At 70.7% G+C, this 15,558-nt stretch carries 17 protein-coding genes; 9 read left to right on the forward strand and 8 right to left on the reverse strand.

Annotated features, from left to right (window positions below):
* Positions 1–71 precede the first annotated feature (71 nt).
* The 4 genes from ACZ49J_RS39225 (at position 72) to ACZ49J_RS39240 (ending at position 4,337) form a co-directional block, all read left to right on the forward strand.
* The gene (locus ACZ49J_RS39225) at positions 72–1,058 is read left to right on the forward strand and encodes an ATP-binding cassette domain-containing protein (protein WP_467450716.1); all 987 of its coding nucleotides are present in this window, start codon (positions 72–74) and stop codon (positions 1,056–1,058) included.
* 2 nt (positions 1,059–1,060) lie between these two features.
* Positions 1,061–1,831: an ABC transporter permease gene (locus ACZ49J_RS39230; RefSeq protein WP_467450717.1), complete on the forward strand. Its 771-nt coding sequence runs from the start codon at positions 1,061–1,063 to the stop codon at positions 1,829–1,831.
* 434 nt (positions 1,832–2,265) lie between these two features.
* Positions 2,266–3,498 (forward strand): ABC transporter ATP-binding protein, encoded by a 1,233-nt coding sequence (locus ACZ49J_RS39235; protein WP_467450718.1) that lies wholly within the window; start codon positions 2,266–2,268, stop codon positions 3,496–3,498.
* Complete coding sequence (locus ACZ49J_RS39240) at positions 3,495–4,337, forward strand: ABC transporter permease (protein WP_467450720.1); 843 nt, start codon at positions 3,495–3,497, stop codon at positions 4,335–4,337. The genes ACZ49J_RS39235 and ACZ49J_RS39240 overlap by 4 nt, the downstream gene beginning before the upstream one ends.
* Before the next feature lie 31 nt (positions 4,338–4,368).
* On the opposite strand, the gene ACZ49J_RS39245 is transcribed toward ACZ49J_RS39240, so the two are convergent.
* Positions 4,369–4,701: an ATP/GTP-binding protein gene (locus ACZ49J_RS39245; protein ID WP_467450721.1), complete on the reverse strand. Its 333-nt coding sequence runs from the start codon at positions 4,699–4,701 to the stop codon at positions 4,369–4,371.
* 223 nt (positions 4,702–4,924) lie between these two features.
* On the opposite strand from ACZ49J_RS39245, the gene ACZ49J_RS39250 reads away from it, so the two are divergent.
* The gene (locus ACZ49J_RS39250; protein ID WP_467450723.1) at positions 4,925–5,953 is read left to right on the forward strand and encodes an LLM class flavin-dependent oxidoreductase; all 1,029 of its coding nucleotides are present in this window, start codon (positions 4,925–4,927) and stop codon (positions 5,951–5,953) included.
* 95 nt (positions 5,954–6,048) lie between these two features.
* Here ACZ49J_RS39250 and ACZ49J_RS39255 read toward each other — a convergent pair whose 3' ends face one another.
* Positions 6,049–6,441 (reverse strand): SCO5389 family protein, encoded by a 393-nt coding sequence (locus ACZ49J_RS39255; RefSeq protein ID WP_131559062.1) that lies wholly within the window; start codon positions 6,439–6,441, stop codon positions 6,049–6,051.
* Positions 6,442–6,763: 322 nt separating this feature from the next.
* Here ACZ49J_RS39255 and nucS point away from each other — a divergent pair, with 322 nt between their 5' ends.
* Positions 6,764–7,435 (forward strand): endonuclease NucS, encoded by a 672-nt coding sequence (gene nucS, locus ACZ49J_RS39260; protein ID WP_467450724.1) that lies wholly within the window; start codon positions 6,764–6,766, stop codon positions 7,433–7,435.
* Between the two features lie 64 nt (positions 7,436–7,499).
* On the opposite strand, the gene ACZ49J_RS39265 is transcribed toward nucS, so the two are convergent.
* From ACZ49J_RS39265 to ACZ49J_RS39280, 4 genes are all read right to left on the reverse strand, one after another.
* Positions 7,500–10,055 (reverse strand): ATP-binding protein, encoded by a 2,556-nt coding sequence (locus ACZ49J_RS39265; protein ID WP_467450725.1) that lies wholly within the window; start codon positions 10,053–10,055, stop codon positions 7,500–7,502.
* A gap of 343 nt (positions 10,056–10,398) precedes the next feature.
* On the reverse strand, positions 10,399–10,722 hold the full coding sequence (locus ACZ49J_RS39270) for an STAS domain-containing protein (RefSeq protein WP_152771282.1): 324 nt from the start codon (positions 10,720–10,722) through the stop codon (positions 10,399–10,401).
* 155 nt (positions 10,723–10,877) lie between these two features.
* Positions 10,878–11,726 carry a 3-hydroxyacyl-CoA dehydrogenase family protein gene (locus tag ACZ49J_RS39275; protein WP_467450726.1) on the reverse strand — a complete coding sequence of 283 codons (849 nt, stop codon included), beginning with the start codon at positions 11,724–11,726 and terminating at the stop codon, positions 10,878–10,880.
* Between the two features lie 139 nt (positions 11,727–11,865).
* Positions 11,866–12,507, reverse strand: a complete 642-nt coding sequence (locus ACZ49J_RS39280; protein WP_467450727.1) for a TetR/AcrR family transcriptional regulator — start codon at positions 12,505–12,507, stop codon at positions 11,866–11,868.
* Positions 12,508–12,596: 89 nt separating this feature from the next.
* Between ACZ49J_RS39280 and ACZ49J_RS39285 the strand changes: the two genes are divergently transcribed.
* From ACZ49J_RS39285 to ACZ49J_RS39295, 3 genes are read left to right on the forward strand one after another with little or no spacing between them, the layout of a single operon-like run.
* The gene (locus ACZ49J_RS39285) at positions 12,597–13,379 is read left to right on the forward strand and encodes an ABC transporter ATP-binding protein (protein WP_467450728.1); all 783 of its coding nucleotides are present in this window, start codon (positions 12,597–12,599) and stop codon (positions 13,377–13,379) included.
* A 25-nt stretch (positions 13,380–13,404) separates the two neighbouring features.
* Positions 13,405–14,154, forward strand: a complete 750-nt coding sequence (locus ACZ49J_RS39290; protein WP_467450730.1) for an ABC transporter permease — start codon at positions 13,405–13,407, stop codon at positions 14,152–14,154.
* 14 nt (positions 14,155–14,168) lie between these two features.
* Positions 14,169–14,741 (forward strand): cob(I)yrinic acid a,c-diamide adenosyltransferase, encoded by a 573-nt coding sequence (locus ACZ49J_RS39295; RefSeq protein WP_467450731.1) that lies wholly within the window; start codon positions 14,169–14,171, stop codon positions 14,739–14,741.
* Between the two features lie 7 nt (positions 14,742–14,748).
* On the opposite strand, the gene ACZ49J_RS39300 is transcribed toward ACZ49J_RS39295, so the two are convergent.
* Both ACZ49J_RS39300 and ACZ49J_RS39305 read right to left on the reverse strand, forming a co-directional pair.
* Positions 14,749–14,946 (reverse strand): DUF5708 family protein, encoded by a 198-nt coding sequence (locus ACZ49J_RS39300; protein ID WP_467450732.1) that lies wholly within the window; start codon positions 14,944–14,946, stop codon positions 14,749–14,751.
* A complete protein-coding gene (locus ACZ49J_RS39305; protein WP_467450733.1) occupies positions 14,943–15,548 on the reverse strand; it encodes a hypothetical protein in 606 nt (201 codons plus the stop codon). The genes ACZ49J_RS39300 and ACZ49J_RS39305 overlap by 4 nt, the downstream gene beginning before the upstream one ends.
* Positions 15,549–15,558: the final 10 nt, after the last annotated feature.

Below are 15,558 nucleotides of genomic sequence, written 5' to 3' on the forward strand. Positions count from 1 at the left end.
TCCGCAGCAGGTGTGCGAAGCCCCCTGCCACTCCGGTGGCAGGGGGCTTTGTCCCGTTTTAGCGTGGCCGCATGATCGAGCTGGAGGGACTGACCAAGCGCTACGGCGAGCAAGTGGCGGTCAACAACCTCACCTTCACCGTCCGACCCGGCATCGTCACCGGGTTCCTCGGGCCGAACGGGGCCGGCAAGTCGACGACGATGCGGATGGTGCTGGGGCTCGACCGGCCCACCCTGGGTGATGTCCGCATCGACGGCAAGCACTACGACCAGCTCAGGGAACCGCTGATGTCCATCGGCGCGCTCCTCGACGCGAAGGCCGTGCACGGCGGCCGCAGCGCCTACCACCACCTCCTGTGCCTCGCGCAGAGCAACGGCATCCCGAAGAGCCGCGTGACCGAGGTCCTCGACGCCGTCGGTCTCACAGCGGTGGCCCGGAAGAAGGCCAGGGGATTCAGTTACGGCATGGGGCAGCGGCTCGGCATCGCGGGCGCGCTCCTCGGCGACCCCCACATCCTGATGTTCGACGAGCCGGTCAACGGGCTCGACCCCGAGGGCATCCACTGGATCCGCACCCTGATGAAATCCCTCGCCGCGCAGGGCCGTACGGTCTTCGTCTCCTCGCACCTGATGAGCGAGATGGCGCTGACCGCCGACCACCTCGTCGTCATCGGCCAGGGCCGGCTGCTCGCCGACACCTCCATGGCGGACTTCATCCAGCGGAACTCCCGGTCGTACGTCAGGATCCGTACGCCGCAGCGGGAGCGGCTGCTGGACGTACTGGACGGGGCGGGGATCACGGCGGTCGAGGCGGAGGGCGGGGCGCTGGAGGCGGACGGCTGCAAGCCCGAGCAGATCGGTGAGCTGGCCGCGCGGCACCAGGTCGTGCTGCACGAGCTGAGCCCGCAGCAGGCCTCGCTGGAGGAGGCGTTCATGCGGCTGACGGCGGAGTCGGTGGAGTACCACTCCCGTGCGGGTGCCGCCGTGCCGGCCGCGGACGAGGCGATGCCGGTGCCCACGCGCCGGGCGTGGGGCAGCGACTGGAAGAAGGGGTCCTGAGCATGGCGGCGGTACAGGTGGTGCGTTCCGAGTGGACCAAGATCCGGTCGGTGGCGTCCACCGTCTGGACGCTCGGGATCGCCGCGGTCGTCACGATCGCCCTCGGCATGCTGATCCCGGCGCTGGTCAACCGTGACTGGGAGAACATGCCCCCGGAGGAGAGGATCGCCTTCGATCCCACGTACGTGAGCTTCGCGGGGATGAGCCTCGGCCAGCTCTCGATGATCGTCTTCGGTGTGCTGGTGGTGTCGAACGAGTACAGCACCGGCATGATCCGCACGTCGCTGGCCGCCGTCCCGCAGCGCGGCACGTTCCTCTTCAGCAAGATCGCCGTGGCGACCGCGCTCGCCTTCGCCGTCGGCCTCGCGATCAGCTTCGTCACCTTCCTCCTCGGCCAGGCGATGCTCGGCGGGCACCGCACCTCGCTCGACGAGCCCGGTGTCCTGCGCGCGGTCATCGGGGGCGGGCTCTACATGACGCTCATGGCCGTGTTCTCCATGGGCGTGGCCGCGATGCTGCGCGGCCCGCTGCCGGCGCTGGGCGTCCTGATGCCGTTCTTCTTCCTCGTCTCCAACATCCTCGGCAACGTGTCGGCGACCGAGAAGGTCGCGCGCTATCTGCCCGACCAGGCCGGCAGCAGGATCATGCGGGTCGTCGCACCGGTCGACGACGACACGCCGTACGGTCCGTGGGGCGGTCTGGGGATCATGGTGCTGTGGGTGCTCGTGGCGTTGCTGGGCGGGTACGGGGTCCTCCGGCACCGCGACGCGTAGCCGCTGCGCTGGGCTGGGGCGGGGTTCGCGTCTGCCGGTTCCCGCCGGGGGTCAGCCGGTCTCGTCTGCCGGTTCCCCCCGGGGGTTGGGCGGGTCGCGTCTGCCGGGTTCTGTGCGTGGGCGGCTGCGGGTCCGTCGTGGTTGATCGCGCAGTTCCCCGCGCCCCTTAAAAGCCTGGGGCGCGCCCTCGTGCCTTTAGGGGCGCGGGGAACTGCGCGACCAGCCCCTCACAACCCGCACATGGCCACCGGCAGGACCCGGCAGACGAGATCGTCGCCCACGCCCCCGGAGGGAACCCGCAGCCGCCCAGAAACAGAACCCGGCAGACGCGACCTGCTCCACCCCCGGAGGGAACCGTCAGCGGCTCGATATGCTCCTAACTCTTACGGGGGGCGTGTGCCCCGACGTCCTGACCTTGCTGATGGGTGCGGAGCATGATCGAGGCAGTCGGCCTGACGAAACGCTATGGCGACAAGACAGCCGTGTACAACCTTTCCTTCCAGGTGCGCCCTGGTTCCGTCACCGGCTTCCTCGGGCCGAACGGCTCGGGCAAGTCGACGACCATGCGGATGATCCTCGGCCTGGACAACCCCACCACGGGGCAGGTGACGATCGGCGGCTATCCCTACCGGAAGCTGCCGAACGCGCCCCGCCAGGTGGGCGCCCTGCTGGACGCCAAGGCGGTGCACGGCGGACGCAGTGCCCGCAGTCACCTGCTGTGCCTCGCGCAGCTGTCCGGCATTCCGGCACGCCGCGTGGACGAGGTGCTGGGCGTCGTCGGCCTGCAGGACGTGGCCAGAAAGCGCTCCAAGGGATTCTCGCTGGGCATGGGACAACGGCTCGGCATCGCCGCCGCGCTGCTCGGTGACCCCCAGGTGCTGCTCTTCGACGAGCCGGTCAACGGGCTCGACCCCGAGGGCATCCTGTGGGTGCGGAACCTGATGAAGTCCCTGGCGGCCGAGGGGCGGACCGTGTTCGTCTCCTCGCACCTGATGAGCGAGATGGCTCTCACCGCCGATCACCTGATCGTGATCGGGCGCGGGCAGTTGCTCGCCGACATGAGCGTCAAGGACTTCATCTCGCACAACTCGGCCGACTTCGCACGGGTCCGTACCCCCGACACCGAGCCGCAGCAGCGGGAGAAGCTGACGGCCGCGCTGACCGAGGCGGGCGGACAGGTGCTGCCCGAGGCGGACGGCGCCCTGCGCGTGACCGGCCTGCCGCTGCCGCGCATCAGCGATCTCGCGCACGGCGCCGACGTACGCCTGTGGGAGCTGTCGCCACACCAGGCCTCGCTGGAGGAGGCGTACATGCGGATGACGCAGGGTGCCGTGGACTACCGGTCGACCGTCGACCAGAAGGAGGGGCTGATGCAGCCGCTGCCGCCCGGTGCGCAGCCGCCGGTCCCGGTGCCGGGGCAGGGTCAGCCGGGGTGGTACGCCCCGCCGCCGCCCCAGCAGGGCGGGCAGCCGTTCGCGATGCCGCAAGGGATGCCGCAGGGGACGCCCCAGGGCCAGCCGCCCGCGGGGCCGTACGGCGCCCCGCCCGCGCCCGGTGCGCCGGCGCAGGGTCAGCCCAACCCGTACGCCGCCCCGGCGCCCGCGGCGCCCCCGCAGCCCCCTGCCGCTCCCGCTCCCTCCCCGACCAAGCCCGAGGACGCCCGATGAGCACGCCCCAGCCTCCCGCGACCCAGCAGCCCGCACCCAACTGGCAGGCGTCGCCCGGCGGTTCGTACACCTCGCCCATCCCGGTCGTGCGCACCCACCTCGGGCACGCCCTCGCCTCCGAGTGGACGAAGATCAAGTCGGTGCGCTCGACGATGTGGACGCTGGGCATCTTCCTGCTGCTCGTCATCGGCATCGGCTTCCTGGTCGCGACGCAGACGCAGGGCGAGGACTTCTCGGACGTCCCGTACACCATCCCGGCCTTCTTCGGCCTGATCCTGGGTCAGATCTGCCTCATCACGCTGGGCGTGCTGGTGATCTCGTCGGAGTACGGGACGGGCATGATCCGTACGACGTTCACGGCCTCGCCGCAGCGGCACCGGGTGCTCACCGCCAAGCTGCTGATCTTCTTCGCGGTGGCGTACGTCGTGTCGGCCTTCGCCATCGGGCTGGTCGGTCTGTTCACGCAGAGCCTGCACGACGACGGGACGAGCAACGACTGGATCGGCACGGTCTTCAAGGGCGCCCTGTACGTCTCGTTGCTCGGTGTCCTCGCGCTCGCGGTGGGATCGATGCTGCGGCACTCGGCGGGTGCGATCACCGCGATGCTCGGGCTCGTGCTGGTGCCCGCGATCCTGCCCGCGTTCCTGATGATCTCGGAGAGCATGCGCGAGATCGGCGAGAAGATGATGGAGTACAGCGCCCCCAACTCCCTCGCCGAGATCTTCGCGGTGGGCACCGAGGGGAGCGGCGGGGGGAACGCCCAGCTGGTCCTCCTCACGGGCCTGACGGGGGCCGCGATCGCGGGCGCGTTCGTGCTGCTGGAGCGGCGGGACGTGTGAGGCGCGTTGACGGGCCGGTGAGCCGACCCGCCTAGAAACGTGGCGCGTTACGGGACCGCCGCACCCTCGTGGTGCGGCGGTCCTTCGCGTTCCAGCAGGCCTTGTGCCAGTGGCGGCGGTCGTCGACGCCGGCGTGCTGGGGCCAGGCCACCACGTGGGGGACCCCGGAGGAGATCATCTGGTCGCAGCCCGGGCAGCGGTACGTCTTGCCCTCGGCACTGGCCCCGGCCACATGGCGCACGCTCCAGTCCTCGCCCTGCCAGCTCTCCGTGGACTGCCAGCCGCCGTAACGGTCGCCCTGGTCCTCGTCGGCGCTCCGGCCGGACGGACCGGCGCCCTTGGGTCGGTTGCGACGCGGCGACACAGAACACCTCACGGGGCTATACAGGGGGGACGGGTCGTGTCCAGCCTACGCGTGCCGACCACGGGTACGCGTACTCCGCGAACCGCCACAGAACCCCCTCCGTCCAGCGCATTCTGCAGACAATCCGCAAATCTCGCCGCCAGGCCGTGTCCTTGGCACGTGTCAGGCGGTTATGCAGGGTGGGGGAGCTCCGGGTCGGAGCACCGAGAAAGCAGGAAACGCGATGCACGTTGGCACTTTTGTACTGGCGGCCCAGTTCCCGGGACAGGGCCAGGGGGAGGCGCTTCACCGCGCCGTACGGACGGCGGAGGTGGCCGAGGAGGCCGGCCTCGACGCGGTCTGGCTGGCCGAGCACCACTTCGTTCCGTACGGGACTTGTCCGTCGGCGGTCACCCTCGCCGCGTTACTGCTCGGGCGCACGCGGCGGATCCGCGTCGGCACGGCGGTCAGTGTGCTCCCCACCGCCCACCCGGTGTCCCTCGGCGAGCAGGCCGCGCTGCTCCACGTGACGTCCGGGGGCCGCTTCTCGCTGGGGGTGGGACGCGGCGGCCCATGGGTGGACCTGGAGGTCTTCGGGACGGGCATCGAGGCGTACGAGAAGGGGTTCCCGGAGTCACTCGATCTGCTGGTGCGGTGGCTGCGCCAACCCACGGTGGAAGCGGCGGGGGAACGATTCGCCTTCCGCGAGGTCCCGGTCGTCCCGCGGCCCTCGGAGGTGCTGAGCGGCGCCCCCGGCCCGGAGGTCGTCGTCGCCTGCACGTCCCCGTCGAGCATCCGGCTCGCCGCCGAGCGCGGACTGCCGATGCTCCTCGGGATGCACGTCGGGGACGAGGAGAAGGCGGAGATGGTCGCACTGTGGCGCAATCACGCACGCGCGGCGGGCCGTTCGGCGGACGAGATCGCCGTCGCCGGCCATGTGTCGGCCGGTGTCTGCCAGATCGCGGACCGGCGGACGGACGCGGTCGAGGCACTCACGAAGGCCATGCCGGGCTGGCTCAGGCACGGTCTGGACGCCCATGTGACGGTGGACGGCCGCGCCCGCACGATGCGCGACCCCCTGGCGTACACGGAACTGCTCTGCGGGCTGCACCCGGTGGGCACCCCCCGCCTGTGCGCGGACCGGCTGGCGGCGACATCGGAGCGGACGGGCATCTCGCGCTTCGCCCTGCTCGTCGAGGGCACCGGCGATCTGGCGGCCACCGAGGAGAACGTGCGCAGGCTCGGCGCCGAGGTGCTCCCCCACCTCGGCTGACGGACACGCCACGGTCCTGCACGGCGAGGAGCTTGCCGCTCCGGTACAACTGCACCTCCCGCGTACGGAGCGGCAAGCAGTGCGGCATGGCCGCCTCAGCAGTCCCGAAGCTCCGGCGACTGGTTCAGCAGCTGGTTGCGCACCGAGGTGAAGCGAGCCAGCGTGTCGTCCACCGACGGGTCCAGCGGGAACACGGCCACCCGGTGGCAGTTCTGGAAGGCCAGGCGCACCCCGAAGTGCCGCTGCAGCGCGCCGCGTATCGCGTCACTCGCGAGCGCACGCAGCAGCTGGCCACGTGCCTGCTCGTCCGGCGGGGGCGTCTGGTTGTCGGCGAACTCACCGCCGTCGACCTTCAGCTGGGCCACCAGGGAGCTGATCATCTCCCATGCGTAGGGCAGGGAGGTCCGGACGCAGTCGACGAAGGCGGCTTCGTCGACCTCGCCTCGCTCGGCCTGTTCGAGTAGGGCCGGTGAGACGTCGAGCGACATGGGTTCTCCTCTCGCACCCCCGCGGGGGCGGGGGTTGACGGACAGGGTGGGGGTTCGCGATATCGAACACGCTGCGTACACGCGCCGCGACCTCCCGCTCATACGGTAAGCAGCGGACGGTGACCGCACCAGGCGAATGCGTATACGGGGCACTCGCACTAGGAACACAATCAGCCATTGCCGCACACGAGTTGCCTCTGGCACATGCCCACCGATGGCACACGCCCGGAGTGCGCGGCGCGCACGAGGCTCCAGGCGCTCAGGGAAGTGATGAGGTGGTCGAATCGCGTGCGGTGGTGGGTGTCGAGTAGCGTTTCCGACCATGCGTCTCGTCATTGCCCGCTGCTCCGTGGACTACGCCGGGCGGCTCACGGCCCATCTCCCCTCAGCCCCCCGCCTGATCCTGGTGAAAGCGGACGGCAGCGTCTCGATCCACGCGGACGACCGGGCCTACAAGCCCCTCAACTGGATGTCCCCGCCCTGCACACTGAAGGAGGGCTCCGGGGACGAGGAAGGCGTCTGGACCGTCACCAACAAGGCGGGCGAGAAGCTCATCATCACCATGGAGGAGGTCCTCCACGACTCCTCGCACGAACTGGGCGTGGACCCGGGCCTGATCAAGGACGGCGTGGAAGCGCACCTCCAGGAACTGCTCGCCGACCGCATCGAGACCCTGGGCGAGGGCTACACGCTCATCCGCCGCGAGTACATGACCGCCATCGGCCCCGTCGACATCCTGTGCCGTGACGCCGACGGGCAGACCGTGGCCGTGGAGATCAAGCGCCGCGGCGAGATCGACGGCGTGGAGCAACTCACGCGCTACCTGGAGCTGTTGAACCGCGACCCCCACCTCGCACCCGTACGCGGCATCTTCGCGGCCCAGGAGATCAAGCCCCAGGCCCGCGTCCTCGCCACCGACCGCGGCATCGGCTGCACGGTCCTGGACTACGACGCGCTCCGCGGCATCGAGGACGACAAGCTGCGGCTGTTCTGAGAGGTCACGCACGGAGGGCCGGGTCCGGTGGCGGGCCCGGCCCTCGTGTCGTACGCGGGACTCGTCAGATCACGTTCGTGGGCGCGTCGGGGGCACTGCTGTCCGGGGCGCTCGCCGAGGTGGTGGTCTCCGGCGGCTCGCTGGAGGTGGAGCGGCTGGCCGAGTTGCCCGTGTCCGGAGGAGGCGGGTTCTGCGAGCTGGGCGACTCGGACGGCGACTCCGAGGGCGTCTGGGACGGTGTCTGCGAGGGCGTCTGGGACGGCGTCTGCGACGGGGTCCTGGTGGGTGTCCTCGTGGGCGACTGGGACGGGGTCCTCGTCGGCTTGCCCGGCTTGTCCGTGCCGCTCGGGTCGTCCGACGGCGAACCGCTCGCCGACGGTGTCGGGTCGTCCTGCGTACCGAAGGTCCCGTCGGGACCAGGGTCCGTGGGCGTGGCCACGTCGGCGGGGGCGTCGCCCGAGCCCTTCTTCGCCCGGTCCGCGCCCAGGCCGCCGTCGTCGATGCCGGTGCTGGCCGACGGGTTGACGCCGACCTTCTCGGACGGAGGGCTGTCGGCGCCGTCGGAGGTCGCGCCCAGGGTCACCACCGTGCCGAGCACGACCGCGAGCAGGGTGCCCGCGCCGGCGGCCACCAGGTTGCGCCGGGCACCGCCGACCAGGCGGCCTCTCACGCCGGCCTTGTGGACGGGGCCGGCGCCCGCCTGGTGCGTGACCAGTGTCGAGGTGTCGCCCGTGGTCCGGGACGGGCCGAATCCGGAGCCGGTCCGGGAGAGGAGGCCGGAGGGCACACCGCCGGGCGGCGACGCCGACTCCTCGTGCCGGGCGTCCGGCACCTCCTCCCCCGCCGCCGTACGCCCTCCCCCAAGTTCTCGGCTCCGCTCGAACAGGGGGGACCCCCATGGCGGGGTCGCCCCGGATCGGTCGGCGACCAGCGCCAGCGCGCGCCGGCCCGCGACCGTGCCGCGCTTGTCGGCGAGGGCACCGCGCAGCCCGATGGACGTCTCGAGCTCGGCACGGGCCCGGTCGAGCTGCCCGGAACAGAGCGCGAGGATGCCCAGCTCGTGGTGGAAGTACGCCTGGTCGCCGACCTCACCGGCGAGCCGGGCCGCCTCGGCGCCGGACCGCAGCGCCCGCTCCCAGGCGCCCCACTGCAGCCCCGCGGCGAACGCGGGCGCCGCCTGCCGGGCCAGGGTCACGGCGACACTCTCCTCGCCCTCGCCGGGCGGGGTCGTCACGGGAAGCACGGCGTTCAGCGCGGCGAGCACGGCGTCCGCCTCGGCCGACACCCGCTCGGGAGTGACCGAGGGGTGCCCGGCCCACCAGGAGTAGTGCTGGGCGACGCTGACGGCCCTGTCGTCGGCGTCGTCCGCGTAGCCGGCGGCCTCCAGCTGGGTCTGCACCCCGGCCGCGAGCCGGTAGCGCGAGCCGACCGGGGTCACCAGGGCGCAGCCCACCAGTTCGGCGAGGGCGGCGTCCGCGTGGGTGTCCCCCACGAGCGCGGGCAGATGGGCCTGGTGCGGCACCTCGCCACCGAGCGCGACGGCGAACCGCAGTGTGTCGCGCGCCGACTCGCTCAGCCGGGACGCGAGCAGCGCGGCGGGCGCGGCCCCCTCGGCGAGGGACGGCAGCGGTACGTCGTGGCCGTCGCCGGCGTCGAAGGGGGCGTCCACCGGCGCGTCCTGGAAGATCCCGAACTCGTCGAAGGCGTCCGCGTCGCCGCGCAACCGGTCCCGCTGCCTGAGCAGCGCCCCGGCCTGCACGAACCGCAGCGGCAGGCCCTCGGACTCGAACCAGAGGTCGCCCGCCCAGTTCGACTCGTCCTCGGTGAGGGCCCGCCCGACGGCGCGCTCCAGCAGTTCCAGGCCGCCGGCGCGGTCGAGGCCGCCGAGGAACACCTCTTCGACGGGTGAGTCGGCGGACGGCGCGGGGACATCGGGCGTGGCGGCGAACAGGAAGGCGCACTCGGGGGTGGCGTCGAGCAGTTCGTCGAGCGCGCTGCCGCCGAACTCCAGGTCGTCGAGGACGACGACCGCGCCGATCTCCCGGACGAGCTCAAGCAGCTCTTCCTGGCCGGGCCGGTGCAGCGGTGCCCTGTGGACAGTGGCGCACAGGTCGTGGAGCAGTTCGCCGACGGTGCGCCGGTAGCCGGAGAGGCGTACGACACCGTCCGGGGCGAGGTCCGCGCAGTCGTCGGCGACGAGGTCGAGGAGCGCGGTGCGGCCCGAGCCGGGGGCACCGGTGAGGCGGACGGAGCGGCCACGCGCGAGGAGCCGTACGAGCCGTTCCCGCTCGTCGCTGCGCTCAAGGAGCGGCAGCCGGGGCGGTTGGGGGCCCGGCGGTACGGCAGGCCGGGCGGTGCGGTCGATCTCCGCCCGCTCGGCGGCCGGGTGCTTCTCGGGCAGGGCGGGGCGCTCCCGCGGCGGGCAGTTCTCTATCTCGCTGCCGTCGACGGGGTTCACGGTGAGCAGGAAGTCGCCCGAGACGAGCTGGACGGTACGGGCGAGCGCCGGCGCGGGCTGGCCGAAGTCCGCTGTCAGGGACTCGCGTGGCGGACGTGGACGTGGCGCCTGTCCTGAGTCGTCATGGCCGTGCTCTTCGGGTACCCGGTTCGTCGGGTCCATAGGTCCTAGCCCCCCAAAAGCGTCGTGTGCGTGAGCCCTCCCGGCCTTGCCGCACACTGCGCTGTCGCTTCTGGTCCGGTGCCCGCTACGAGGGTTGTCAGGGTGGCGGGCAGCCGAACCCTAAACCTTTGCACAGTATCCACGGAATGCCAGGGCCCCGTGCTGTCCGAGACATCACAGTCCCGTGAGGATTGCGCGTGTGCTGCCTTTCGCTCCCGAGACGTCCGGGTGTCCACCGTCCACCGGGCCACACATGAGTCCGTACGCGCGTTCCTGCACGTCCGTTCACTTCCGGGCCGTCCTGTTCGGTGGCGTACCGATTCGCCCCGGCCGTGGTCCGGTGTCACACGCGGGGCAGCGACTCCACGCCGATGCCGCCCTCGATGGCGAGGATCCGGTGCAGCCGGGTGGCCACCAGCAGGCGTTGCATTTGCGGAGGCACTTCACGCAGCACCAGCCGCCGCCCGCACCTCCCCGCCCGGCGGTGCACACCCATGATCACCCCGAGCCCGGTGGCGTCCCACGAGTCCAGCCCTGACAGGTCGAGCACCAGGTCGCCGACTCCGTCGTCGACGGCCGTGTGCAGGACCGTACGGGCGTCCGCCGCGCTGCGTACGTCGAGGCGGCCCCCGACGACCAGCTCGGCGTGGTCGCCCCTGATGTACATATGCGCTCCCCGAGAGTGCGTCTTCGTACGCCGGTCGTTTCTGGTGATGCAACTTCTGACGGTTCGGGAACCCCAGAGGTTGCCGTCTGTAAGCGAACCGATACCGAATTCACCTCAACGGGTGATCCCCGTGAGGTTCACGCGGTCCCGTGACGTCAGTGCGTGTAAAAGCCCTGCCCGCTCTTTCGGCCGATGTCACCCGCGTCAACCATCCGGCGCATCAGCTCCGGCGGGGCGAACTTCTCGTCCTGGGACTCGGTGTAGATGTTGCTGGTCGCGTGCAGCAGGATGTCCACGCCGGTGAGGTCGGCCGTGGCCAGCGGCCCCATGGCGTGGCCGAAGCCCAACTTGCAGGCGAGGTCGATGTCCTCGGCGGTGGCCACGCCCGACTCGTAGAGCTTCGCGGCCTCGACGACGAGGGCCGAGATGAGCCGGGTGGTGACGAAACCGGCCACGTCGCGGTTGACGACGATGCAGGTCTTGCCGACGGACTCGGCGAACTCCCGCGCGGTGGCGAGGGTCTCGTCGCTGGTCTTGTAGCCGCGGACGAGCTCGCAGAGCTGCATCATCGGGACCGGCGAGAAGAAGTGCGTACCGACGACCCGTTCGGGGCGCTCGGTCACCGCCGCGATCTTGGTGATGGGGATCGCGGAGGTGTTGGAGGCGAGCACGGCCTCGTCGCGCACGAGCTTGTCGAGCGCGCGGAAGATCTCGTGCTTGACCTCCAGCTTCTCGAAGACGGCCTCGACGACGACGTCGGCGTCGCCGACGGCGTCGAGGTCGGTGGTCGCGGTGATACGGGCCAGGGCGGCCTCGGCGTCGGCGGCCTCCAGCCTGCCCTTGCTCACGAACTTGTCGTACGACGCCTTGATGCCGTCGGTGCCACGGGTGAGCGCCTCGTCGGTGACGTCACGCAGGACGACCTCCCAGCCCGCCTGTGCGGAGACCTGGGCGATACCGGACCCCATGAGACCGGCCCCGATGACGGCGAGCTTCCGTGCCACTGTGCGACTCCCCTGCTGACCCTGGCTGACACGCTTGTTATGTATGCCTCTCGGCCGGACCCTAGCGCTCGTGAGGGGCTGTGTGACCGGTAAGTAATGCGCGTCACGTCTCATCTGACGGACGTCACACCGGCAGGGGTCACTCGGCCCCTCGGACGGCGTAGTTGAGCACCTTCTCGCTCAACAGCCCCTCCATGTCGTCGAGGAGCACGAGCACTTCCCGGGACACTTCGTCCGGATCGCGCCCGGCGACCATCTCGCGTCCGATGACGGCCATCACGGTCTGGTGGAGCCAGTTGATCTGGCCGGCGATCAGGGTGGGCATGGGGTCACCGGCGGAAGCGCCGGTCTCCTCGCGCAGGGTCGCCTCCAGGTTCTCCTGGACCTCCTGCGCGATGCTCCACAGCCGAGAGCGCAGGGGGGGCGCCTCGTGAATGACCTTGAGGAAGCGCTCGTAGTCTGTCGTGAGTCCGACGCGCGGTGAGACCGTCTCGACCTCCTCCCGCAGCTCGCGCAGTACCGCCGCGGCAGCCGACTCACCCACGTCACGGCCGCGCACCCAGCGCGAGAGCCGGTGGACCACGTCCTTGCTGCGGTCGAGGAAGAGGTCCTCCTTGGCGGGGAAGTAGTTGTAGACCGTGTTGACGGAGACGTCGGCCGCGTCGGCCACCTCCGCGATCGTCACGGTCACGAAGCCGTGCTCCACGAACAGCGCGGTGGCGATGTCCGAGATCCGCTGCCTCGTCTCGCGCTTCTTGCGCTCCCTGAGCCCCTCTGCCATGGCCTCATCGTAGGCGGATCCAAGATCCTTGGCCTCCCTCAAAGTTTGGGGTCGTTGCAAAATTTCAGTGACTCTGTTTTTCTGTGAGCATGGCAATCATCAGTGCGGCCGGACTGGCCCGCACCTTCCAGACGAAGCGCGGCCCCGTGGAGGCCGTGCGCGGCATCGACCTCACCGTCCACCCGGGCGAGATCCTCGGCTTCCTCGGTCCGAACGGCGCGGGCAAGACGACGACCCTGCGGATGCTCACGACGCTGCTCGCCCCCACCGGCGGCGCCGCCACCGTCGCGGGCCACGACCTGGCCACCGATCCGGCCGGGGTGCGACGGGCGTGCGGTTACGTGGCACAGTCCGGCGGCGTCGACCCCTATGTGACCGTGCGGGAGGAGCTGGTCACCCAGGGTCGGCTCTACCGACTGACGAAGCCTCAGGCCGTGGAGCGGGCTGAGGAGTTGGCGCACGACCTCGGCCTCACCGACCTGCTCGACCGCAAGTGCGCCGCGCTCTCCGGCGGTCAGCGCCGCCGTCTCGACATCGCGCTGGCCCTCACCCACCACCCCCAGGTCCTCTTCCTCGACGAACCGACGACCGGACTCGACCCGGGCAGCCGCGCCGACCTGTGGGACCTCGTCCGCCGCCTGCGCGACGAGTACGGCACCACGGTCTTCCTGACGACCCACTACCTGGACGAGGCCGACGCTCTCTCCGACCGGCTGGTGATCGTCGACCAGGGCGTGGTCGTCGCCGAGGGCACCCCGGGCGCGCTCAAGCTCCAGTACGGCGGCTCGATCGACGCCACGCTCCAGGACACGTTCCTCGCGATCACCGGGCGCGGCCCCGCCCCGGCCGACGCCGCCCCCGTAGCCGTATAAGGACCCGCAACCGGACAGGAACCCGATGCTTCTCCACGACACCGCGCTGGTCTTCGGCCGCTACCTCCGCCAGACCCTGCGCTCACGCTTCCAGATGCTCTTCGGGGTGCTGATGCCGCTGCTCTACCTGCTGTTCTTCGGCCCGCTGCTGACGGACCTGCCCCTGAGCCCGCAAGGCAGTTCCTGGCAGATCCTCGTGCCCGGGTTACTGCTCCAACTCGGCTTGTTCGGCGCGTCGTTCGCGGGCTTCGCCATCATCATCGAGAAGGGGCAGGGGGTGGTCGAGCGGATGCGGGTCACGCCCGTGAGCCGGCTGGCCCTCCTCCTCGGCCGCGTCCTGCGCGACGCCGCGATCTTCGTCTTCCAGGCAGTGCTGCTGGTGCTCGCGGCCGTGGTGATGGGGCTGCGGGCGCCGCTCGCCGGCGTGCTGATCGGTTTCGCGTTCGTCGCACTGCTGACGATCTCGCTGGCGTCCCTGTCGTACGCGCTGGCCATGAAGGTCGCCACGCCCCAGGAGTTCGGCCCGACGATCAACGCGCTCACCATGCCGTCCATGCTCCTGTCCGGACTGATGCTCCCCATGACACTCGCGCCCGGCTGGCTGGACCTGCTCTCCCACCTCATGCCGTTCCGCTATCTGGTGGACGCGGTGCGGGACGCGTACGTGGGCGAGTACGCGACGGCGTCCATGCTGTACGGGGTGCTGGTCGCCCTGGGACTCGCGGCGCTGGCCGTGACGGTGGGCACACGGGTGTTCCGGACGGCCGGGGCATAACTACGCTGGTCAACATGGTCAATCTGACACGCATCTACACGAGGACCGGCGACCAGGGCACCACGAACCTCGGCGACATGAGCCGGGTGCCCAAGACCGACCTCCGCATCGCCGCCTACGCCGACGCCAACGAGGCGAACGCGGCGATCGGCACCGCGATCGCCCTCGGCGACCTGGACGAGGAGGTCGTCAAGGTCCTCACCCGCGTCCAGAACGACCTCTTCGACGTCGGGGCCGATCTGTCCACCCCGGTCGCCGAGAACCCGGAGTTCCCGCCCCTCAGGGTCGAGCAGTTCTACATCGACAAGCTGGAGGCGGACTGCGACCGCTTCCTCGCCGAGGTCGAGAAGCTCCGCTCCTTCATCCTCCCCGGCGGCACACCCGGCGCGGCCCTGCTGCACCAGGCGTGCACGGTCGTACGGCGCGCCGAGCGCTCCACGTGGGCGGCGCTGGAGGTGCACGGAGAGGTGATGAACCCGCTGACCGCGACCTACCTCAACCGCCTGTCGGACCTGCTGTTCATCCTGGCCAGGACGGCGAACAAGGAGGTCGGGGACGTGCTGTGGGTGCCGGGCGGGGAGCGCTGAGGCCTTCTCAACGGGTCCCGGCCGACGCGCGCGCCGCCTGGTACAGCCCGACGGCGACGTACGCGCCCCCCACGCACATCATCACCACCCCGACCTTCGTCAAGGTGACGACCGGGACCTCGACGTCTTCCGTGAACAGCCACAGCGCCAGGCCCACCAGCAAGGTGCCGACGCCCTCCAGCAGGCTCCTCCGCGCCTTGCTCATCGGTGGGCACCTTCCCTGGCGGATGTGACCGGGTCGGTGTTCTCGGTGATCTGGGACTCCCCCGGCCCGCCCGGGTCCTTCGGCGGCCAGATGGTGTACCACAGGGCGATCAGGCCGTAGATGCCGACCGTACGCACGGCCACCCACTGGAAGGCGCGCAGGGAGCTGATGTCGCCGGAGTCGCCCACGTACCAGACGGCGAGCTGGAGGAGCACCAGCGCCACCGCGCCCGCGACGACCGCCCTCAGCCACAGCTTCGCCTCGTGTCGGGCGCGGGCGCGGCCGTAGCGGGGCGGCTTTCGCGGGGGCGGGCCGCCGCCCAGGCGGTGGGCCGCGTGCCCGTCGAGCCAGCGGATCGTGTAGTGGCCGAACGCCACCGTGTAGCCGATGTAGAGCGCCGCCACACCGTGCTCCCAGCCGGGTTCGGCACCGTTCTTGAGGTCGATCGCCGTCGCGACGAACAGGACCAGTTCCAGTACGGGCTCGCACAGCAGCAGCACCACACTGGTACGGCGCCACTTCAGCAGGTAGCGGGCGGTGAGGCCGAGTGCCAGCAGCACCCAGAAGCCCACCTCGCAGGCGATGATCAGCGCGACGATCACAGCTCTCTCC

The sequence above is a fragment of the Streptomyces sp. NPDC030840 genome, from assembly GCF_055572015.1.